We start from the raw sequence: 22,126 nt of genomic DNA on the forward strand, positions 1-22,126 counted from the left end.
GCGGCCGCCCTAGAAGGCAGCCGCAAAGTGCGTGGATAATGTTTACCATTTCCTATAAGCTATCGTAGAGAATGTTTATGAATGATCCATTTAAGGGTGATGAGAAAATGCAAAACTTTTTCTTAAAGAAGGGGAAGAATGAACTTTCTTATTTTGGATTTGGTGGGTAGGAATGAAAGCTTACCTCCTTTTCTTCTTACATATGATAAAATAGAATGAAAGAACATTTATCATTCAACACAGGTTCAAGAAGGGAGAAGTATGCGGGGCTATACAATGAAAAAGATATTACCGGTGGCTGCCATCCTGGCATTTTTTTTCGGGTTTACCGGCAATTCAGCCTACGCGCTGGGTTCCGTAAATAGTCCTGAGCAGTTTAAGCAGGAACTGGCCCGGCACATTCATAACAGAGACACTTCGTTTACGATTACTTATATGGGTGATACCACAAATCTGGAGATGCTTATCCAGCGTGCTAACGATCAGATTATGCAGGAGGATAACTACACCGAATACAATCTAAAAAGCCATGGCTACAAGGCAATAGGTTTTAATGGTGATATGGCTATCCAATTTACGTACAACTACCGGACAACGAAGCAACAGGAAAAGTATGTGGATAAAAAAGTGGACCAAATTCTGCATAAGATCATCCGATCCGGAATGAGCCAGGATAGCAAAGAGAAAGCCATTCATGATTACATTGTGCAGAACACTCAGTACGATACTACTTATAAGAATTACACGGCGTATGATGCGCTTGCCACGGGTAAAGCCGTCTGTCAGGGATATGCCTTGCTTGCCTATAAAATGCTGAATAAGGCGGGTATTGAAACTAAGATTGTTGAGGGCACGGCGGGTGATCAGCCGCATGCATGGAACCTTGTAAAAATTGATGGCTATTGGTATAACCTGGATTGTACCTGGGATGATCCGCTGCCTGATATTCCAGGCCGCGTGCTGTATGATTACTATAATGTGACAGACCGGCAGCTGCATAAGGACCATTTCTGGATGATGCAGCATCCTGTCGCTGATACCGTATATGGCAAGCAATATCAGGAAATACCTGGATATAAAGGAAACCATCACATTCAAAATGCAGCCTTTAAGCACCCGGTGCCATCGCCTGTTGTCGCTGCCGATGTGCAGCCTCAGCCCTCTGCTAGTGCGGACGGCCAGGCGGTGGCCTCTGATCAAACGAACACTTCGGATCAAACGAAGGCTGTACTTCAGGCAGTGAAAACGATAGGAGCGCAAATTTGGCTTATCTTAACACTGCTTGTTAATAAACTTGTTACATCGCTTTTTTGAATGGGTAAGCAAGGATGAGAAGGAGCCGGTATGATATGCGGCTCCTCTTTTCACTTAAGACAAGAAAATGCACAAAAAAAATAGACCCGTTATGCAACGGATCTCAAGGTAGGAGTGGAGAGATTAATTCAATTCCAGGAGGTGTCAACCCAATCAAGGGGGTTATCTTTATTATACACATTTTGTAAGCGTTATCAATATATATTTTCTAAATTTTTATATTTATTTTTCTAATCGTCAAAACGATCCTTCAACGAAAGGATAGGAGTACGTGCAAACTTGACAAATAAATTCACTGTACCTATACTTGATACTATATTGAAATTCAAAAGCGATGAGAAGGACGCGATCGAATCCAATCGGTTTGCCAGAGAGGAAAGCCTGGGGCTGCAAGCTTTCTAAACGCGAGGATGGCGATTACCCCCTTTAAGCTGCTTATTCGAACCTGCGCGTTATGCGCATAGTAGGGTTGGCCGGAGCTCCTCCGTTATGGAATGAATGAGGGCAGAACTTTTTTGTTTTGCTGAAGTCAGGGTGGTACCACGAGAACAAGCACACTCGTCCCTAGAGGGATGAAGGTGCTTTTTTTTGTGGATAAGAATCATTTTTTATCCACATAGGTGGAACTTAGGCTGTACGCGAACGTTTTCGTTTAGCGTCAGCCGGATATTCTAATTGGTTTATTATAACTGGAAGGGGATTTTCAAACATGTCAGCAATTCAAGTGACTCTGCCGGATGGATCAAAGCGCGAATACAACGCCGGCGTTACCATTGAAGAAATAGCAGCCTCTATCAGCCCGGGGTTAAAGAAAAAGGCCGTTGCCGGAAAACTAAACGGCAAGGTGGTAGACCTTTCAACGCCAATCCACGAGGATGCAGAAGTCGAAATTGTTACAGAAGACAGCCCGGAAGGTCTGGAAGTTATTCGCCATAGTTCTGCGCATTTAATGGCGCAGGCGATCAAACGCCTCTTCGGTGATGAAAATGTACGCCTGGGGGTCGGTCCTGTTATCCAGGATGGATTCTACTATGATATCGATACAAACGAAATCATTACACCTGAAATGCTTACGAAAATTGAAAAGGAAATGCAGAAAATCGTTAGCGAGAACCTCCCCATTTCCCGAAAAGTGGTTTCCCGCGATGAAGCGCTTGATATATACAAAAAGCTCAACGACCCGCTGAAAATTGAGATCATTTCCGAACTGCCGGAGGATGAACAGATTACGATGTACCACCAGGGTGAATTCTTTGACCTTTGCCGTGGGCCTCACGTGCCGGCAACAGGTAAAATCAAAGCATTCAAGCTGATGAGCGTAGCAGGTGCATACTGGCGCGGCGATTCAGACCGCCAGATGCTCCAGCGTATCTATGGCACATCCTGGGCGAAAAAGTCTGATCTGGAGGAATACCTGCACTTTATTGAAGAAGCCAAAAAACGGGATCACCGCAAATTAGGCAAAGAGCTTGAACTATTCATGTTCTCTGAAGAAGCGCCAGGTATGCCTTTCTACCTTCCGCATGGCATGACCATCCGCAATGAGCTGGAGAAGTATGCTCGCCAGCTGCAGGTTGAAAGAGGCTATGAAGAGGTAAAAACGCCGCTCGTAATGAATCAGCGCCTGTGGGAGCAGTCAGGCCACTGGGATCACTACCATGAGAACATGTATTTCACAGAAGTAGATAATACAAAATTTGCGCTCAAGCCGATGAACTGCCCGGGCCATATGCTTGTTTTCAAAAACAAAATTCATTCCTACCGCGATCTGCCGCTTCGCATGGCTGAATTCGGCCAGGTTCACCGCCACGAATTCTCCGGGGCGCTTAACGGGATGATTCGCGTACGTACTTTTACCCAGGATGATTCCCATATCTTTGTGCGTCCGGATCAAATTGAGTCCGAAATTAAAAATGTGATTGAGCTGGTAGATAAAATTTACGGTGTTTTTGGATTTCCATATACTGTAGAGCTGTCAACAAGGCCGGAAGATTCCATGGGCAGCGATGAACTGTGGGAGCATGCTGAAAACTCTCTGCGCAACGTGCTTGAGGAGCTTAAAATTCCATACCGCGTAAATGAAGGGGACGGCGCCTTCTACGGTCCAAAAATTGACTTCCACATTCAGGATGCCATTAAGCGGAGCCACCAGTGCGCAACGATTCAACTTGACTTCCAGATGCCGGAGAAGTTTGACCTTTCATATGTAGGGGAAGACAACAATAAGCACCGCCCGGTAGTTATCCACCGTGCGATCTATGGTTCGATTGACCGCTTCATCGGTATTTTGACCGAGCATTTTGCAGGTGCATTCCCAACATGGCTTGCGCCGGTTCAAGCAAAGCTTATTGCCATTGCCGAACCACATAAGGCCTACGCGGAACGGATTAAAGAGCAAATGCTGGAAAAAGGCATCCGGGTGGAAGTAGATAGCCGCAATGAAAAAATTGGCTATAAAATCCGTGAAGCCCAGATTAACAAAATTCCATTTATGCTCGTTATTGGGGATAAAGAAATGGAAAACAACGCCCTCTCCGTGCGCCGCTATGGCGAAGGCGACCTCGGCGTTAAATCTGTGGATGACACAATCGCACATATTCTCGATGAGATTGATACAAAAAAATACTAATTTGGTATAAAAAGTGAATTGTGTACAACAGCAGTCCAGAACAATGCTTTTCCGTTCTGGGCTGTTTTTTGCTCATGCGGGTAATCTTTTGTACCCTGCGACTGCACACTGCTCCTCAATCGGTTAATGTTTACATTACTTTTACAATTCATTAAAAGAATCATGTCATAATGAATAGGAGTAAAGCTAGGGGGAGTTGGGTATGAATGTGGTCCTTTGTAGATAGGATGTTTAAACATAAAGTCCCGTTCATTTATACAGACCAGCGTTATCAGATTAAAAAGCTTTTGAAAGCACAGTTTGCTCAATCTAAGACTATTGTCCTTTTCTATTTGGACATTAAGAATATGTCAGAAATTGAAGCGAAGTTCGGGTTTCAGGAAGCCGGCCATATTCTATCTCAATTGGAACGTGTTCTTTTAGCTGCGAGCCACTCTGTTCTTCGGGATGAAGCAGATCTGATAGCGATTCAGAAGCTGTGGGGAGACGATTATGCCGTATATATAGGCTGGGAAGGCGAATATCAGGACGAAATTTTCAAGCAGCTCTGCCTGAATTTGAAGCGGGAAGTAGAAGACAACATCAACAAAAAAGTGAACTATACCAATATAAACCCGATTCAAATCCATATTGGATACGCGAAAATGGACGGGGACGATCTCGTGAAGGAGATGTACACAAGCGTAAAATTTGCCAGCCAGATGGCTAAATACGGGGTCATGTCTGAAGAATTTAAAAACATGCAGCTTTTTCACCATATTCTCGACACAGAAGCTATCCACATGGTGGCGCAACCCATTGTTTCGCTTAAAACCGGTGCTCCGCTGGGCTGGGAGTCATTGCTGCGAGGGCCTGAAGGGTCAGCTTTTTATTCACCTGGAAAACTTTTTGCCTCTGCGGAAAAGACAGGAAGGACTTTTCGGTTGGAATCGCTATGCAGGCGGAAATCCATCGATAACCTCAAATATCTGGATTCTTCCTGCAAGCTATTTATTAACCTGGATGCCCGCAGCATTGATGACCCGTTCCTGCTGCGGGGAGAGATTTTTAAACGAATGGAAAAATACCAGCTAAATCCCCATAACATCGTATTTGAAATTACAGAGCGGCATGCGATTAAGAACTTTGAATCTTTTCGCGAAATTATTCAGGAATACAGAAAGAAAGGCTACTTGATTGCGGTTGATGATGCAGGTGCCGGATATTCCAGCCTGGAAGCGATAGCGGAAATTTACCCCGATTATATAAAAATAGATATGGCTCTCATACGAAACATTGATGTCGATCCCATTAAACAGGCGTTGCTTGAGACATTTGTTAAATTTGCAAACAAAGTGAAGTGCAAGCTCATTGCGGAAGGGATCGAAACGGAAAGCGAGCTGGAAACCGTCATCAATCTTGGGGTGGATTATGGACAGGGTTTTATCCTTGGGCGGCCGAACAAAGAATTTTTGCCTATTACGGAGAAAGCTGTAAGCTTCATCCAGCGCTTGAAGCAGGATAATAGGATCAATGACGAAGAGTACACCAATAAGGTAGGAGATATTCTTACTTCTACTATATGTGTCACTAAGGATACATTGGTCAGGGAAGTTCACCATATCCTTGAGCGAAATAATAAAATAGACAGCATAGTGATAGTAAATGATAAACAGCCCATTGGCCTTATTATGCGTTTTCAAATCTATCAAATTCTTGGTGGCCAATACGGTATTTCCCTTTACTATGAGAAGTCTGTTTCCCAGGTGATGAATAACAGCCCGCTTATCGTAGACAAAAGGACCAAAATAGATGAAGTAGCGAAGCTGGCGATGGATAGGGCATCGTTTCATCTGTATGATGTGATTATTGTAACGGAGAACGATAAGTATCTAGGGGTCGTTTCAGTCCAAAGTTTACTGGACATGCTGGCCAAAGTACAGCTGGAGATGGCCGCCATCTCCAATCCCTTGACAGGGCTGCCAGGCAACATCCGGATTGATAAAGAAATCTCGAAGCGGTTAGACAAAAAACAGGATTTCTCCGTTATTTATTGCGACCTCGATAAATTTAAGTTCTTTAATGATCAGTACGGATTTGAAGTGGGTGATGAAATTATCCTGCGCACAGCACAGATGCTGGCTACCGCCAACAGGATAATAGGGGATAAGGAAGGCTTTGTCGGGCACATAGGCGGTGATGATTTCATCATTATTACGGATCCGGGGTGTGCAAGGGAGTACGGGGACTATATTAAGGATCATTTTTATTCACACTTTATAGGGGTAGAGGGATTTCAGGTGAAGGCCATGGAACAAAATACACTTTCCATTTCACTTGCGTGTGTAAACTGTGTGCCCGGTAGATATAAAATGCCGGCTCATGTTTCGGAGATGGCCGCCAAAGTCAAAAAGGCAGCCAAGCAAATCAACGGGATATCATATGTTGAGGATAAATTTTTATTGCAGGAAGCCTAGTGCGATTTTAAAGGAAATTAACTTGACGGGTGGATAATTTATCGCTATACTAATAAAAGTTCATAAACGACCAAAGCAGAAGCGCCCCGCTTCTCACCTGACTGACGTAGGAGTTGGCAGGTACCTATCCATAATGCTTGACTGATGGAATAAGTGTGCGGGCGCAATGCGCCCGCACTTTTTGCTTTGGTTCATAACTATTCTGGAGGTGGCAGGTATTAGCAAAGAAAACTTAATCAATGAGGAAATTCGTGCTCGCGAGGTTCGTGTAATTGATGCTGACAATCAGCAGCTTGGTGTACTTCCGCTTCGTGAGGCTCTCCGTCTTGCTCAGGAGAAGGAATTAGACCTTGTAAATATTGCGCCAACCGCGAAGCCCCCTGTATGCCGGATCATGGACTACGGTAAATTCAGATTCGAACAGCAGAAGAAAGAAAAAGAAGCACGAAAGAATCAAAAAGTGGTTGAAATGAAAGAAGTTCGTCTTTCACCGACCATCGAGGAACATGATTTTCAAACCAAGCTTCGCAATACCGTTAAGTTCCTAGAAGCTGGCAACAAAGTTAAACTGACGATTCGCTTCCGCGGCCGCGCGATTACACATGCTGAAATTGGTCAGCAGGTTATGGAGAAGCTGGCTAAAGAAGTTGAGCATATCTCTTCTGTAGAGCGCAGGCCCAAAATCGAAGGGCGCAGCATGATTATGATTCTCGCCCCAAAAAGCGAAAAGTAACATTTCTGGATTGGAGGATATACACGATGCCTAAAATGAAAACTCACCGTGGTGCTGCAAAGCGCTTCAAAAAAACAGGAAGCGGCAAATTAAAACGCAGCCATGCTTATACAAGCCATATTATGGTGCACAAGTCTAAGAAGCAAAAACGCAATCTTCGCAAAGGTGCGGTTGTATCTAATGGCGACCAAAAGCGCATTGCCTCGTTATTAACGTACGTTAAATAATTATTTTCTTTTGAAAGATTTAGGAGGGAACACAGATGCCAAGAGTTAAAGGTGGAAATGTTGCGCGCAACCGCCGCAAAAAGATTTTAAAGCTTGCCAAAGGTTATTTCGGTTCTAAACACCGTTTATTTAAATCAGCAAATGCACAGGTTATGAAATCCCTGCAGTACGCTTACCGTGACCGTCGTCAGGTAAAACGCGACTACCGCAAACTGTGGATTACTCGTATTAATGCAGCTGCACGTATGAACGGCCTTTCTTACAGCCGTTTCATGTATGGTTTAAAAGCAACCGGTTTAGAAGTAAACCGCAAAATGCTTGCTGAGCTTGCTGTAAATGATAAAGCTGCGTTTACACAACTTGCTAATGCAGCAAAAGAAAAGCTTAACGCTTAATTCATAGCACTTACAAGATAGAGGACGGTTGACCATAGTGTCAGCCGTCCTTTTTTCTGTCTAAAAATGTCGCCATTGGTTTAGTCGCTCATGCCTTTTTAAAAAAGAGAGCGAGAATGGCGTTTCATGTTTTTTGTATGAATTTTTCCATTATTGTATGGTGGTTGATGCCGTATGCCTTATACTTGAGGAGGGATGGATAAATACAAAAATCTAAGTACGGGGGAAATATTATGAAATCAGCGTTCCGTTCTGCCTGTTTCGTCCTACTTAGAACGATTTAGGGGAATTGAGGGAGTATGTTTGGGGATCCATCGATCGTTGGAAGAAACGGCATTGAAGAGGTTGTCCCTCTTCCGCTTTCTGAAAAAGAAGAGGAACAACTAAAATCTTCAGCCGCTAAATTAAAACAGCATTTGGAAACGATAGGGTTTTAAAGCACTTAGGTCAGTTCCCGCTTTCACTTTTTTTGCAGGTGTATACGAATGCGGGAGGGACATTAAGCGGTACAAAATTTAGGCGCACCTGTTCGAACCGCTCTTCCAGCTGTTTTCTCATTTGAAGCGAATACTGAAAGGCAATAAACAAACCACCCGGCTTTAATGACTTTTCAACGCCTTGCATAATCTGATTTCGTAACGTTTGTGGAAAGTTGGTAAACGGCAGGCCTGATAGGATGTAATCGAATTGCTCAATTCCGTATGACTTCATTGCAAGTAAAATTTCCGATGCATTATCATGATAGTGAAGGTCAGGATACATGGACTGCAGCCGTTCACGCATGTTGGTATCTCTTTCAAACACGACAACTTTGCAACCGGGTTGTTTATTTTCATGGAGATATCGGGTAAAAATCCCTGTACCGGCTCCTAATTCTGCAATATTCTCCGCCTTTGACCAATCAATAGGATTCACCATTGCTCTAGCCAGAAAATGAGAACTGGGAGTAACGCTCCCGACATGTTTTGGCGAACGTAAGAACTTGGATAAGAACAGTAGCTTCTCCATTTTTCTCTCCTTGAGGTAATTTGGGTATTATCATAATTATAACAATACTCTTCCTTAAGACCAAGTAAATCAGCCGTTGGTCTGAAAAGATCATTTTTGAGAATGCAAAGGATGAATTGCGCGTATAAAGAGGAATGGGCACAAACAGGAAGTTGAAAACAGGAACAATAGGAGGTTTTCGCACGATGATGTTTAATAATCCATCCGATGATAAAATCCGGAACATTTTGGAAAGTGCTAAAACAATCGCAGTTGTTGGTTTGTCAGATAACCCGCAACGGACGAGCTACATGGTTGCACAGGCCATGCAGAGAGCTGGCTACAAAATCATACCTGTAAATCCTGTCATTCAGGAATCCCTTGGGGAGAAGGCTGTAGCTTCATTAACAGACATTAAGGAGCCGGTGGATGTTGTGAACGTTTTCCGCCGAAGTGAAACGGTTATGCCAGTAGCCGAAGAGGCGGTGAAAATCGGAGCCAAAACGTTTTGGCTCCAGCTTGGCATTTATAATGAAGATGCCGCCAAACATGCCGAACAAAACGGCTTGAATGTCATTATGGATCGCTGTATTAAAGTTGACCATGCTCTGCTGATAAGAAGATAAAACACAAAATCGGAGCCCTTTGTTCCCCATATTTCTTTTAATGTAAGCCGCTTTTCTGCATGAAAAGCGGTTTTATTAATACCGGTGTTTTCTTTATAATTTAGTTGTCAATAAATACTTGGTTACGGTTTTTATCAGGGGGTCGAATAGATGAGCGGGGTTAGGTGAGCAAAAAACTTGAAATTTATTTTCAAGTGTAGTATTATATAAATCTTCCCTTTTGAAGGGTAATCTGCTTTTCATAAAAGCAGGGTTAACTGGGAAAAATAAGTTGTTGATTGATAAAGCGAAATGTTATAAGATAGTTAATTCGCCGCTGATAACTGATTGATTGCGTGGCTGACTGATAGGGTTCCTTGAAAACTGAACAGTGAAATGACAAATGTGCGATTGACCCAGAATTCAATTCTGGATTTATTAAGTAAGACCAGCTCGTATGAGCGAACAGTATCGAACCTTTTTGGAGAGTTTGATCCTGGCTCAGGACGAACGCTGGCGGCGTGCCTAATACATGCAAGTCGAGCGGACTTTGAGAAGCTTGCTTTTCAAAGTTAGCGGCGGACGGGTGAGTAACACGTGGGCAACCTGCCTGTAAGCCTGGGATAACTTCGGGAAACCGAAGCTAATACCGGATAGGATTCAGAACCGCATGGTTCTGGATGAAAAGTTTTCGGACACTTACAGATGGACCCGCGGCGCATTAGCTAGTTGGTGGGGTAGTGGCCTACCAAGGCGACGATGCGTAGCCGACCTGAGAGGGTGATCGGCCACACTGGGACTGAGACACGGCCCAGACTCCTACGGGAGGCAGCAGTAGGGAATCTTCCGCAATGGACGAAAGTCTGACGGAGCAACGCCGCGTGAGCGATGAAGGTTTTCGGATCGTAAAGCTCTGTTGTCAGGGAAGAACCGCCGGGATGACCTCCCGGTCTGACGGTACCTGACGAGAAAGCCCCGGCTAACTACGTGCCAGCAGCCGCGGTAATACGTAGGGGGCAAGCGTTGTCCGGAATTATTGGGCGTAAAGCGCGCGCAGGCGGTTTCTTAAGTCAGGTGTGAAAGCCCACGGCTCAACCGTGGAGGGCCACCTGAAACTGGGAGGCTTGAGTGCAGAAGAGGAGAGTGGAATTCCACGTGTAGCGGTGAAATGCGTAGAGATGTGGAGGAACACCAGTGGCGAAGGCGACTCTCTGGTCTGTAACTGACGCTGAGGCGCGAAAGCGTGGGGAGCAAACAGGATTAGATACCCTGGTAGTCCACGCCGTAAACGATGAGTGCTAGGTGTTGGGGACTCCAATCCTCAGTGCCGCAGCTAACGCAATAAGCACTCCGCCTGGGGAGTACGGCCGCAAGGCTGAAACTCAAAGGAATTGACGGGGACCCGCACAAGCGGTGGAGCATGTGGTTTAATTCGAAGCAACGCGAAGAACCTTACCAGGGCTTGACATCCCGCTGACCCCTCTGGAGACAGAGGCTTCCTTCGGGACAGCGGTGACAGGTGGTGCATGGTTGTCGTCAGCTCGTGTCGTGAGATGTTGGGTTAAGTCCCGCAACGAGCGCAACCCTTGTCCTTAGTTGCCAGCATTAAGTTGGGCACTCTAGGGAGACTGCCGTCGACAAGACGGAGGAAGGTGGGGATGACGTCAAATCATCATGCCCCTTATGTCCTGGGCTACACACGTGCTACAATGGATGGTACAACGGGCTGCTAACTCGCGAGAGTATGCCAATCCCTAAAAACCATTCTCAGTTCGGATTGCAGGCTGCAACTCGCCTGCATGAAGCCGGAATCGCTAGTAATCGCGGATCAGCATGCCGCGGTGAATACGTTCCCGGGTCTTGTACACACCGCCCGTCACACCACGAGAGTTTGCAACACCCGAAGTCGGTGAGGTAACCGTAAGGAGCCAGCCGCCGAAGGTGGGGCAGATGATTGGGGTGAAGTCGTAACAAGGTATCCGTACCGGAAGGTGCGGATGGATCACCTCCTTTCTATGGAGAATCGGCACACTGGCACTTTCACTGTTCAGTTTTCCAGGAACACTGGGAAAACTAAATAAACCGCGAGGTTTTAGGGTGGAAGTTCTGCTAAATGCAGCCACGTCCTGTGGCTAACGCAGAACGACCTGGTAGGAAGTGGATGTTCTACTAAAACCGCTCACGTCCTGTGAGCAACGTAGAACGACACTCATTCTGAGTGTCTGGCAGTTATGGCGAAGGGGTCACACCTGTTCCCATCCCGAACACAGAAGTTAAGTCCTTCAGCGCCGATGGTACTTGGGCGGCAACGCCCTGGGAGAGTAGGACATTGCCAGGCCGGCAACCTTGCCGAAAAAAGGATCGTCTACTAAAAGCGCAACGTGCCATCGTTAACAGGCGCAACGTCCTGTTGCGTTAACGATGCTAGACCGTCCTGGTCGTCACTGTTGCAACGTAGACGTTAGCCCATCCGTGGGCGTCAATTTTGCACTTTGAAAACTGAATCATGGAAGAAACAATGCGCAATAGGAAAATCCAATTGTAATAACCTTTTAGGTGAAACCGGATTTCCATGAAAGAAAGCGGCATGAGAAACGAGAGATTCAAGGCGCGGCAGGACCGAGCAGCGGAGCGTATGATTTTGATACGTGAGCAGCGCAGGGACAACGCAACGCAGAAGATCGACGTTGATCAGGACGCTTGATTGGAAACCAGAGGTTAAGCTATGAAGGGCACACGGTGGATGCCTTGGCGCCAGGAGCCGAAGAAGGACGTGGCGAACTGCGAAATGCTCCGGGGAGCTGTAAGCAAGCGTTAATCCGGAGATGTCCGAATGGGGAAACCTACGATTCGTAATGGGATCGTACTCCTGCCTGAATCCATAGGGCAGGTAGAGGCAGACCAGGGGAACTGAAACATCTAAGTACCCTGAGGAACAGAAAACAATAGTGATTCCGTAAGTAGCGGCGAGCGAACGCGGAGAAGCCCAAACCGGAAGGTTCGCCTTCCGGGGTTGTAGGGCGTCTCACATGGAGTTACAAAAGACGGTCATAGATGAAGCGGCCTGGAAAGGCCCGTCACAGAAGGTAACAACCCTGTAATCGAAATGGCCGTCTCTCCGAGACGTACCCTGAGTACCGCGAGACACGTGAAACCTCGTGGGAAGCTGGGAGGACCATCTCCCAAGGCTAAATACTACCTGGCGACCGATAGTGAACCAGTACCGTGAGGGAAAGGTGAAAAGCACCCCGGGAGGGGAGTGAAAGAGAACCTGAAACCGTGTGCCTACAACTAGTCGGAGCACATTAACTGTGTGACGGCGTGCCTTTTGTAGAATGAACCGGCGAGTTACGGTTGCGTGCGAGGTTAAGGTGAGAAGCCGGAGCCGCAGCGAAAGCGAGTCTGAACAGGGCGAGTGAGTACGCAGCCGTAGACCCGAAACCGTGTGATCTACCCATGTCCAGGGTGAAGGTGCGGTAACACGCACTGGAGGCCCGAACCCACGCACGTTGAAAAGTGCGGGGATGAGGTGTGGGTAGCGGAGAAATTCCAATCGAACTCGGAGATAGCTGGTTCTCCCCGAAATAGCTTTAGGGCTAGCCTCGGATTTACTGTACCGGAGGTAGAGCACTGATTGGATGCGGGCCCCTCGCGGGGTACCAAATTCAGTCAAACTCCGAATGCCGGCTACAGATATCCGGGAGTCAGACTGCGAGTGCTAAGATCCGTAGTCAAAAGGGAAACAGCCCAGACCACCAGCTAAGGTCCCTAAATCTTCACTAAGTGGGAAACGATGTGGAGTTGCCCAGACAACCAGGATGTTGGCTTAGAAGCAGCCACCATTTAAAGAGTGCGTAATAGCTCACTGGTCGAGTGACTCTGCGCGGAAAATGTAACGGGGCTAAGTGAAGTACCGAAGCTGTGGCTTGACACCGTAGGTGTCAGGGGTAGGGGAGCGTTCCTGCAGCGGTGAAGCTCGACCGAAAGGACGGGTGGAGCGGCAGGAAGTGAGAATGCCGGTGTAAGTAGCGAAAAGAAGGGTGAGAATCCCTTCCGCCGAAAGCCTAAGGGTTCCTGAGGAAGGCTCGTCCTCTCAGGGTTAGTCGGGACCTAAGCCGAGGCCGAAAGGCGTAGGCGATGGACAACAGGTGGAAATTCCTGTACTACCTCTACTTCATTTGAGCGATGGAGGGACGCAGGAGGGTAAGGCAAGCAGACTGCTGGTTATGTCTGTCCAAGCAATGAGGCGTGTGTATAGGCAAATCCGTACACTGTAACGCCGGGTTGTGATGGCGAGGGAAATTTAAGTACCGAAGTTCCTGATCTCACACTGCCAAGAAAAGCTTCTAGCGAGAAGTAAGGTACCCGTACCGCAAACCGACACAGGTAGGCGAGGAGAGAATCCTAAGGCGCGCGAGAAAACTCTTGCTAAGGAACTCGGCAAAATGACCCCGTAACTTCGGGAGAAGGGGTGCCCCGCTAGCGTGATAAGCGTGAGGGGGCCGCAGTGAAAAGGCCCAAGCGACTGTTTAGCAAAAACACAGGTCTCTGCGAAGCCGCAAGGCGAAGTATAGGGGCTGACGCCTGCCCGGTGCTGGAAGGTTAAGGGGAGCGGTTAGCGCGCAAGCGCGAAGCTGTAAACCGAAGCCCCAGTAAACGGCGGCCGTAACTATAACGGTCCTAAGGTAGCGAAATTCCTTGTCGGGTAAGTTCCGACCCGCACGAAAGGCGTAACGACTTGGGCACTGTCTCGGCAAGAGACTCGGTGAAATCATACTACCTGTGAAGATGCAGGTTACCCGCGACAAGACGGAAAGACCCCATGGAGCTTTACTGCAGCTTGATATTGAATGCTGGTATGATTTGTACAGGATAGGTGGGAGCCTTTGAACCCGGACCGCCAGGTTCGGTGGAGGCATCCTTGGGATACCACCCTGATTATGCCGGCCTTCTCACTCGCATCCCTTATCGGGATGGAGGACCGTGTCAGGTGGGCAGTTTGACTGGGGCGGTCGCCTCCTAAAGTGTAACGGAGGCGCCCAAAGGTTCCCTCAGAATGGTTGGAAATCATTCGCAGAGTGTAAAGGCACAAGGGAGCTTGACTGCGAGACCTACAAGTCGAGCAGGGACGAAAGTCGGGCTTAGTGATCCGGTGGTTCCGCATGGAAGGGCCATCGCTCAACGGATAAAAGCTACCCTGGGGATAACAGGCTTATCTCCCCCAAGAGTCCACATCGACGGGGAGGTTTGGCACCTCGATGTCGGCTCATCGCATCCTGGGGCTGAAGTAGGTCCCAAGGGTTGGGCTGTTCGCCCATTAAAGCGGTACGCGAGCTGGGTTCAGAACGTCGTGAGACAGTTCGGTCCCTATCTGTCGTGGGCGCAGGAAATTTGAGAGGAGCTGTCCTTAGTACGAGAGGACCGGGATGGACGCACCGCTGGTGCACCAGTTGTTCCGCCAGGAGCATCGCTGGGTAGCTATGTGCGGCCGGGATAAGCGCTGAAAGCATCTAAGCGTGAAGCCCCCCTCAAGATGAGATTTCCCACAGCATAAGCTGGTAAGACCCCTTATAGATGATGAGGTAGATAGGTTCGGGGTAGAAGTGTGGTAACGCATGGAGCTGACGAATACTAATCGGTCGAGGGCTTAACCCAATTTTTAAGGAATTCCTAACGCATCGTTTCTTCCAGTTCAGTTTTGAAGGTGCAAACCTTTATTTCTAGATGGACAGATGTCCGAGTTTGGTCGAAGGAGCACGATTGGAAATCGTGTAGGCGGGGTAAACCCGTCTCGTGGGTTCGAATCCCACTCTGTCCGCCATAAAACTGCGGGTGTGGCGGAATTGGCAGACGCACTAGACTTAGGATCTAGCGCTTCGGCGTGGGGGTTCAAGTCCCTCCACCCGCACCATTATTATTCATTCCTACTACGTCGAATAATCTTCAGTGCTGGAATGAAATCAGTAGTACCCGTTAGGGTGCACCATTATTATTCATTCCTACTACGTCGAATAATCTTCAGTGCTGGAATGAAATCAGTAGTACCCGTTAGGGTGCTTATGTTTTATTAAAACAGTATGATGTAGTGCCCGTAGCTCAATTGGATAGAGTGTCTGACTACGAATCAGAAGGTTGGGAGTTCGAGTCTCTCCGGGCACGCCATTAAATTTACTTCTGACATTACAAGCAGCACAGCGGTCCTACTGTGTGTGCTATTAGTAAAAAAGCCTTGCCGTTACTTTGGCAGGGCTTTTTAGCATGGTGGAGAATAAATAAAACAAGTTGAGCAGCGGCTCAGCACTGCCAACTAAGGAAATCCGGGATTTCGGCCAATTCAGCAGAACTTTCGGCTTTTTTCTTTGTGCTCATAGATGTTTGCAGAGCACTGTAATTCTGCCTTAAAGGGACAATCTCCTTTAAACTGCTCCTTTCGAAAAATTTGCCTATTTACATAACCCCAGGTTACTTTTTGTGCTTGAAAGAATACTTTGATTACAGCATAGAAAGGGTTGAGGTGTTGCGCATGGCGGATAAAAAGCAAAGGAAAAGAGAGATGGGGAAATGGGGATTGTGGAACTTTTTTGCTTCAGAAGAGGACATACGTGTTTACTTGCCTGAATTGGATCTGTTCAACAGATCAACCCTTGAATCATACCTGTCTAACTATTCCGTTGTTTTTATTAAACCGGATTATGGCTGGGGCGGACAGGGAATTATTAAAGCGTGGAAAACAGGGAACGGATACAGTTTCGTTAGAATCCGCGGAAAGGCGATTTCATGTGAGACGCTGGATAGCCTGTACATGCGAATCAATAAATTTTGTATGGCCGACAAACGCTATGTTATCCAACAGGGAATTGAGGTTGCCGAGATTAACCAAAGGCCATTTGATATACGGCTAATGATGATGCGTGAAAATAGAAAATGGCAATATATCGGGATGCTGGCGAAAGTAGCAGGCGAAAGCAGCGTCATAACCAATGTAGCGCGCGGTAAAGGCTATGTGACTGACATCAATTACGCTTTAAAGCAGTCTCTTGAGTTAGGGAATGAACAGATTGAGGAATTAAAGGAAGAAGCAAAGCTGCTCGCCTATAAAACGTGCTATAAATTTGATGAATATAAGGCCTACTGGCAGATTGGCCTTGATTTGGCTGTGGATAAATATAGGATTTTATGGATGATTGAGGAAAATACTGGGCCGGCCCAGTCACTTTTTGCTAAACTAAAGGATAAATCAATGTACAACAAAATGAGGGGGCTCACTGCGCTGCGAGTAAAAAGAAAACAGCAAATGGCTAAAAAAAAGTAAAACTTCTTCACATACGCTGCCCATCTGCAGCGTTTTTTCATCATGGTTAAGGAAGTGAAAACCAGAGTTCAGGGGAGATGTGGAAACCATGCACAAAAAAAACGGCAAAGATAGTGCTTTTATCCCGAAATCACTCGATTTTTGTATTATTTTACTAAATTATGATACCGGTACATCAACGAATATGGTACATTATAATGTATATAAATCTTGTAAAGAAACGCTATAATTCTTCTGCTAGTTGCTTGTCGAATCCGACCAGAAGAGCATGTAAGATTTGGAGGGAGAAGGCTGAATGGGTGATCTGCTGGGATTTCAAACACTAAGTGGGAACCAGCTTGCTAAACTGCAGTATTTGTCAAGCATAGAGGGCAAAGTGTATAGCGCGGCTTTCTATTTAACAGGCAATCAGCAGGATGCTGTGTTTGTTTCCCAGGAAGTGCTGCTTGCAATCTATAAAAATACGAATGGCTCCATACATACAGTAGATTCGGATTCATTGATACAGCGGCTAGTAACAAACGCCTGCCTGTCCCTTCTCGCAAAAAGAAATACGAAAAATATTTCATAACAACAGCAGAGTCCGTGCCTAATGGCACGGACCTTTTCACTTATTTAGGCAGGGTATATGTTAAATCGTCTTCTGCTAGGATTTTGTCAGGATTTTTCAAATCTACTAATTGCAATTTCACAGGTGAATAGCTGCCTGAATTCATCAGGTACAGGACGACAGATTCGTTCGCCTGCGCATTGAGTCGAAAGCCAGCTACTGGACCCCATCCGTTATCGGCCACGTTCACCCAATTGCCATCTATATTTTTAGCCCAAAGCTGTACGTTAGACGGTGAATCAGCTACCTTAAGCTTGGCATTGCTGTATCCCATTGTGCCAAGCTTATCGGTGGAGAGCGTGAGATGAATCGGCTGCATAGACCTTACAGAGTCCTGAACAGCTTGATTGATGCCATCAAAGGATTTGTTGGCCACAGAAATTAAATTGGTTGGCATAACGAGCCCGTTAAAACCACTATGTGTTAACTTATAGGTAGAAAAATTATGGTTTGTTCCATCCAAAGGAATTAAAGAAGACCCGTTAGAACCACTGTTGGATAGCGAATTGCTCAATGTATCTGAAGGGGAGTTAGTTGTTGCAGCAAATGCAGCAGCAGGGGAAAATGAACCGGCAACTAAAGCGGTTGTAACTAAAACTTTGTTTAACTTCTTCATTATTTTCCTCCATGATGTCATATTTTGTATTTGCACTATAAAGATACCCGTTAAGAAATTAAGTAAAACCTTACTGGGTTGGAATTAATATCTTTTGCGGTAAAACTTTTGAATGATTCTTATGGCAAATGTGGGTATTTTCCCTATATAAAGCATTTTTCTTAATGTTTATATAACTAAATTTGAGCCCGATGTCTGATAAAATAGTAAGCATGTGATTGCACGAAGTCATACTGATGTTTCTCAGCCCATTTTAAGAAAACAATTATAAACTACTCGTTGTTGTACGATACCTAGAAAAGGAGGGGATTTTATTGTACAAGCCACCCATAAAACAGCCAATTCAACGGGAACCAGAAACGACCAAGAAAAGAGTTCCCCGAAAAAAGCCAAAGAAAAAGTTCAGAAGAAGAGTGTTTTCCCTCTTTCTTGGATTGTGCTATATATATATTTCCACGGCCCTGATTGTTTTTAAGGGGCCCTACCAAAATGTAAAAGATTACGCCCTGCAATCGCTGGGGACCACGCAGCATCCCAAGCTATGGATCTCGCTTTTCTCGCTGAATTCGGTTTCTGCAGCGGAGATTGCAAAATATGCCGCTGGGTCCGGGCAGCCCTTAGTGAATAGCAGCGGGAACGCAGCTAGTTTGGGTAATTTTGGCGCTATTAAGGATAACTCCATCCAAATTGATGATTATAAAGATAATACGTTTTCAGCAAAGATTATGCTTGTCCGGGATCCGAAACGTATCAAAGTAGGGGTTACAAACCAAATAGGCAAAGTTGGCCAAACGGTCAGTGAAATGGTACGTGATAACAATGCGGTAGCTGGTGTTAACGGCGGATCTTTCCAGGATGTCGGCTGGCACGGAACAGGGGGCATTCCCCTTGGAACCACCATTCATGATGGAAACTACTATGCGACGAGTGAAAATAGCAATGTGATTGGTATCACGGCGAACGGCTCCTTGATTTCAGGAAAATACTCAGCGCAGGAACTGCAGAATATGGGAGTCAATGAAGCCCTCTCATTTGGGCCAATTCTTGTAAAAGATGGTCAGGGGCTGGTTCGTGGCAATGGCGGCTGGGGTAACGCGCCGCGTACTGCGATTGGGCAGAAGGCAGATGGCACGATCATTTTCATTGTTACAGACGGCCGGTTCGTCCACGGACCGCAGAACCTTGGGGCCACCCTGCATGACATACAGGATTTGATGTTGAAATACGGGGCTGTGACTGCTGTAAATCTGGACGGAGGTTCTTCGGCTACTATGGTGTATAATGGTAAGCTGGTTAATGAACCAAGTGATGTGCTAGGGGAAAGAAAAGTCGCCACTTCATTTATCGTCATGCCGGAATAGGAGGAGGCAACGTGAAGAAAATTATCTGGTTTCTGGTAATTGTAACAGCAATTCAACTAGGGGTATTCACTTATTATAATCATCTGCTCGGCAATGGAGCGAATGGACCGGCAGCAGCCGCAATTTCGAACCAAACTGGCACATCCGCAGGAGACCCGGTTAAGCTTTTCAATGGGCAAACGGATCGAGTGGCCCTATCGGACAGCAAAAATCTGGCAGCCTACGTTGATGGGCAGAACACACTTCATGTAAAAGATTTAACGAATAACAAAGAAGTGTACACCCTCAGCAATGAAGGGAAGATAGACTACATCACGTGGATCCAGGACAACGGACTGCTGCTTGGCATCAGCACAGGCAGCGGCTGGGATAAGAAACTCGTAGTAAAAACAGCGATGCTTTCGACGAATAATGTGCGGACTATCCGAACGATTGGACCGGTATCGCCTACATCGACGTTTAAAAAGATGACGTTTAGCCCTTTTACCAACGATATTTATATATTGGTTGGCAATAAAAGTATCTCCAAGCTTTATCATGTCGGTACAAGCGGGGACTTTAAGATGATGGATGTCAGCAGCTACTATATTGACGATGTCCTAATGGCATCGACCAGGAATGAACTTTTCTTCGAAGACGTAAAGCAGGGTATTCCTTATCTGCACAGCCGGGATGAAAAAGGAAACCACCGAATTGAAAAGAATGCGGTACTGCTTCGTGTGATAAATGATACGCTGTATTACGGCAAGCTGGATACAGGCGGCAATGTAACTTCTGTATATACGTATGAACAGGGAAGTTCAAACAAAATTATGGATCTGAATAAGCCTGTTAAGCCTAATCATCTGCTTGTGAAGGAAGATGGAACGGTCATACGTGTGGAAGATGGCAAGTATGTGGATCTGAAAACTGGCAACGAAACAACAATAAATGGAGATGGACAAGCAACCGTGAAAAACAATGTGCTGTTCAAGTCATCCCCATCAGGAACCACGCTGATCAGCTTATAAGAAAGGTGGGTTTAGCGTAAAGAAACGCACATACGCGTTACTGTGGCTGGCCCTCATTAGAAAAGCCGGAAGAACCTCTCATTCTTCCGGCTTTTTGTTATCTCGCAGGTTCGTCAGAAAACAACAAGCAGCCATCTCAGGTGAAGCAGGGTAACCGAAACATACAGCACAACCGCTAAACGAAACAGCCACAAAATAAACGTGTTAAGGCTGATGTATTTCATCAAAACTGCGAGAAGCGGGAAAAAAGCAATCTTGTAAATATAAAAGTATGCGGGATTCTCCCCGTAGATTATACTCATTAGGGGATTTGCTTCCCAGATATAATGGTGGCGAAGTCCCCAACCTGTGATAAACGTGTCAAATAGCCCTGTCGCCGTCAACAGCAGAAAGTATTTATTAAGAACAACCTCTTGAAAACTAGTAAACCTGTATTCTTGCTGATGCATGGCAACTCACCTCCTAGCTATTTATTTTTGCCTGTGTTCGTGTTTCTTAAACTAAAAATAAAACATTTTAGCTCCCTTCTACTGCTATCATTACCCGGAAAATGTTTCAAATAAAACGCAAAAATACTGGTGAATAACTAACAGTTGATCTCGACAAAAAGGAAGGAATTAAGGAAAAAAAACAGAATTATTAACAAATAGACCAATAGAATCGTGGCTTATGCACAGCCTCTAGCACGTGCAGGAGCCATAGTCAAAAAAGGAGAGAACCTACATGAAAGATATATTTCGCGCTTTTGTCGTGGACAAGCAGGAAGATAATTTCACGGCAGGTGTAAAATCAATCACCATGGACGATCTGCCTGAGGGTGAGGTAACCATCAAAGTTTCCTATTCAAGTGTGAACTACAAGGATGGATTGGCCAGTACTCCCAATGGCAGGATTGTATCCTCATATCCATTTATCCCGGGGATTGATCTGGCCGGAACGGTTGTTGCCTCATCTGACAGCCGGTACAAAGAGGGCGATAAAGTTCTTGTAACCGGTTACGAACTGGGTGTATCACATTACGGGGGATTCAGCGAATATGCCCGAGTGCAGGCAGATTGGGTTGTGCCGCTACCTGATGGGCTCACAGTTAAAGAAGCTATGGCATACGGAACGGCGGGGTTTACTGCTGCTCTATCCGTGAAGCGGCTTGAAGACCATGGAATCATACCGCAAAACGGGCCTGTGCTTGTCACCGGTGCAACCGGCGGAGTCGGCAGTATGGCCGTTTCCATGCTGGCTAAGAAAGGGTATGAGGTAGCCGCCAGCACAGGCAAGGAGTCTGAGCACGCATACTTACAGCAACTGGGCGCAAGCGCCATCTTATCGCGGGAAGAGGTGAGCCCAGAAAAAATAAAAACGCTGGATAAGCCGCGCTGGGCGGCTGCCGTCGATCCGGTTGGCGGCCGAACACTGGCGTATCTGCTCAGCTCAACCAAATACGGCGGGGCTGTTGCGGTAAGCGGCATGACTGGCGGCGGAAATGTCGAAACCACGGTTTTCCCATTTATTCTTCGCGGAATTTCTTTGTTTGGAATCGATTCAGTATACTGTCCAATGGAAGTTAGGAAACGATTGTGGGAACGGATGGCGGATGATTTAAAACCAGAAGGATTGGTTGAAAGTATTGCCCACGAAATCTCCCTTGATGATCTGCCACGTACTTTGTCTGCTATTCTTGAAGGCAAAGTACGCGGACGGGTAGTCGTGGCGATAGATTAAAGAAAGCAGATATCATCAAAAAAAGCGCAGGATACCCTGAAAGTTCGTCGTATCCTTTTGTTGTAAGCGGGTAAGAGAGGCTGGCTCTCTTACCTGTTTTTATTTATAAACAAAATAAATTGAATTATTTACAAATAAAAACTTTTACCTTT

At 46.1% G+C, this 22,126-nt stretch carries 17 protein-coding genes, 3 tRNA genes, 3 rRNA genes and 1 other annotated feature; of the genes, 20 read left to right on the plus strand and 3 right to left on the minus strand.

Annotated features, from left to right (window positions below):
- Positions 1 to 276: 276 nt before the first annotated feature.
- From PP175_RS06175 to PP175_RS06210, 8 genes are all read left to right on the plus strand, one after another.
- Positions 277 to 1,314, plus strand: coding sequence for a transglutaminase domain-containing protein (locus PP175_RS06175; RefSeq protein ID WP_272441924.1), 1,038 nt, complete (start codon positions 277 to 279; stop codon positions 1,312 to 1,314).
- A gap of 279 nt (positions 1,315 to 1,593) precedes the next feature.
- Entirely contained in the window at positions 1,594 to 1,716 is a 123-nt protein-coding gene (locus PP175_RS06180; protein WP_272441925.1) for a hypothetical protein, read from the plus strand.
- Between the two features lie 307 nt (positions 1,717 to 2,023).
- Positions 2,024 to 3,943, plus strand: a complete 1,920-nt coding sequence (thrS, locus tag PP175_RS06185; protein WP_272441926.1) for a threonine--tRNA ligase — start codon at positions 2,024 to 2,026, stop codon at positions 3,941 to 3,943.
- Between the two features lie 206 nt (positions 3,944 to 4,149).
- Positions 4,150 to 6,399 (plus strand): GGDEF domain-containing protein, encoded by a 2,250-nt coding sequence (locus tag PP175_RS06190; RefSeq protein WP_272441927.1) that lies wholly within the window; start codon positions 4,150 to 4,152, stop codon positions 6,397 to 6,399.
- A 67-nt stretch (positions 6,400 to 6,466) separates the two neighbouring features.
- Positions 6,467 to 6,589: a sequence feature (ribosomal protein L20 leader region), on the plus strand.
- Entirely contained in the window at positions 6,566 to 7,132 is a 567-nt protein-coding gene (infC, locus tag PP175_RS06195) for a translation initiation factor IF-3 (RefSeq protein WP_272441928.1), read from the plus strand. It overlaps the preceding feature by 24 nt.
- 26 nt (positions 7,133 to 7,158) lie before the next feature.
- A complete protein-coding gene (gene rpmI / locus PP175_RS06200) occupies positions 7,159 to 7,359 on the plus strand; it encodes a 50S ribosomal protein L35 (protein ID WP_272441929.1) in 201 nt (66 codons plus the stop codon).
- Between the two features lie 35 nt (positions 7,360 to 7,394).
- On the plus strand, positions 7,395 to 7,754 hold the full coding sequence (rplT, locus tag PP175_RS06205) for a 50S ribosomal protein L20 (protein WP_272441930.1): 360 nt from the start codon (positions 7,395 to 7,397) through the stop codon (positions 7,752 to 7,754).
- 299 nt (positions 7,755 to 8,053) lie between these two features.
- Positions 8,054 to 8,191 (plus strand): hypothetical protein, encoded by a 138-nt coding sequence (locus PP175_RS06210; protein WP_272441931.1) that lies wholly within the window; start codon positions 8,054 to 8,056, stop codon positions 8,189 to 8,191.
- A 10-nt stretch (positions 8,192 to 8,201) separates the two neighbouring features.
- Here the strand turns inward: PP175_RS06210 and PP175_RS06215 are convergent, their stop codons facing one another.
- Positions 8,202 to 8,672: a class I SAM-dependent methyltransferase gene (locus tag PP175_RS06215; protein ID WP_442870452.1), complete on the minus strand. Its 471-nt coding sequence runs from the start codon at positions 8,670 to 8,672 to the stop codon at positions 8,202 to 8,204.
- 275 nt (positions 8,673 to 8,947) lie between these two features.
- On the opposite strand from PP175_RS06215, the gene PP175_RS06220 reads away from it, so the two are divergent.
- The 9 genes from PP175_RS06220 (at position 8,948) to PP175_RS06260 (ending at position 17,229) form a co-directional block, all read left to right on the plus strand.
- A complete protein-coding gene (locus PP175_RS06220) occupies positions 8,948 to 9,367 on the plus strand; it encodes a CoA-binding protein (protein ID WP_272441933.1) in 420 nt (139 codons plus the stop codon).
- Between the two features lie 457 nt (positions 9,368 to 9,824).
- Positions 9,825 to 11,359, plus strand: a 16S ribosomal RNA gene (locus PP175_RS06225).
- 208 nt (positions 11,360 to 11,567) lie between these two features.
- Positions 11,568 to 11,684 (plus strand): 5S ribosomal RNA (gene rrf / locus PP175_RS06230).
- A gap of 378 nt (positions 11,685 to 12,062) precedes the next feature.
- Positions 12,063 to 15,001: ribosomal RNA gene (locus PP175_RS06235) — 23S ribosomal RNA — on the plus strand.
- Together the 16S, 23S and 5S rRNA genes with 3 tRNA genes alongside form the textbook arrangement of a ribosomal RNA operon.
- A gap of 71 nt (positions 15,002 to 15,072) precedes the next feature.
- A tRNA-Ser gene (locus PP175_RS06240) sits at positions 15,073 to 15,167 on the plus strand.
- A 7-nt stretch (positions 15,168 to 15,174) separates the two neighbouring features.
- Positions 15,175 to 15,257 (plus strand) — tRNA-Leu (locus tag PP175_RS06245).
- 174 nt (positions 15,258 to 15,431) lie between these two features.
- Positions 15,432 to 15,508, plus strand: a tRNA-Arg gene (locus PP175_RS06250).
- A 361-nt stretch (positions 15,509 to 15,869) separates the two neighbouring features.
- The gene (locus PP175_RS06255) at positions 15,870 to 16,658 is read left to right on the plus strand and encodes a YheC/YheD family protein (RefSeq protein ID WP_272441934.1); all 789 of its coding nucleotides are present in this window, start codon (positions 15,870 to 15,872) and stop codon (positions 16,656 to 16,658) included.
- A 295-nt stretch (positions 16,659 to 16,953) separates the two neighbouring features.
- The gene (locus PP175_RS06260; protein ID WP_272441935.1) at positions 16,954 to 17,229 is read left to right on the plus strand and encodes a hypothetical protein; all 276 of its coding nucleotides are present in this window, start codon (positions 16,954 to 16,956) and stop codon (positions 17,227 to 17,229) included.
- Between the two features lie 40 nt (positions 17,230 to 17,269).
- On the opposite strand, the gene PP175_RS06265 is transcribed toward PP175_RS06260, so the two are convergent.
- The gene (locus PP175_RS06265) at positions 17,270 to 17,884 is read right to left on the minus strand and encodes a hypothetical protein (RefSeq protein ID WP_272441936.1); all 615 of its coding nucleotides are present in this window, start codon (positions 17,882 to 17,884) and stop codon (positions 17,270 to 17,272) included.
- A gap of 314 nt (positions 17,885 to 18,198) precedes the next feature.
- Between PP175_RS06265 and PP175_RS06270 the strand changes: the two genes are divergently transcribed.
- Complete coding sequence (locus PP175_RS06270; RefSeq protein WP_272441937.1) at positions 18,199 to 19,245, plus strand: phosphodiester glycosidase family protein; 1,047 nt, start codon at positions 18,199 to 18,201, stop codon at positions 19,243 to 19,245.
- Between the two features lie 11 nt (positions 19,246 to 19,256).
- Positions 19,257 to 20,255, plus strand: a complete 999-nt coding sequence (locus tag PP175_RS06275; RefSeq protein WP_272441938.1) for a hypothetical protein — start codon at positions 19,257 to 19,259, stop codon at positions 20,253 to 20,255.
- 113 nt (positions 20,256 to 20,368) lie between these two features.
- Here PP175_RS06275 and PP175_RS06280 read toward each other — a convergent pair whose 3' ends face one another.
- Positions 20,369 to 20,704 (minus strand): DUF5658 family protein, encoded by a 336-nt coding sequence (locus PP175_RS06280; RefSeq protein WP_272441939.1) that lies wholly within the window; start codon positions 20,702 to 20,704, stop codon positions 20,369 to 20,371.
- A 274-nt stretch (positions 20,705 to 20,978) separates the two neighbouring features.
- On the opposite strand from PP175_RS06280, the gene PP175_RS06285 reads away from it, so the two are divergent.
- A complete protein-coding gene (locus PP175_RS06285) occupies positions 20,979 to 21,974 on the plus strand; it encodes an NADPH:quinone oxidoreductase family protein (RefSeq protein ID WP_272441940.1) in 996 nt (331 codons plus the stop codon).
- Positions 21,975 to 22,126: the final 152 nt, after the last annotated feature.

This window comes from Aneurinibacillus sp. Ricciae_BoGa-3 (genome assembly GCF_028421645.1).
In the GTDB taxonomy this organism is placed as follows: Bacteria; Bacillota; Bacilli; order Aneurinibacillales; family Aneurinibacillaceae; genus Aneurinibacillus_B.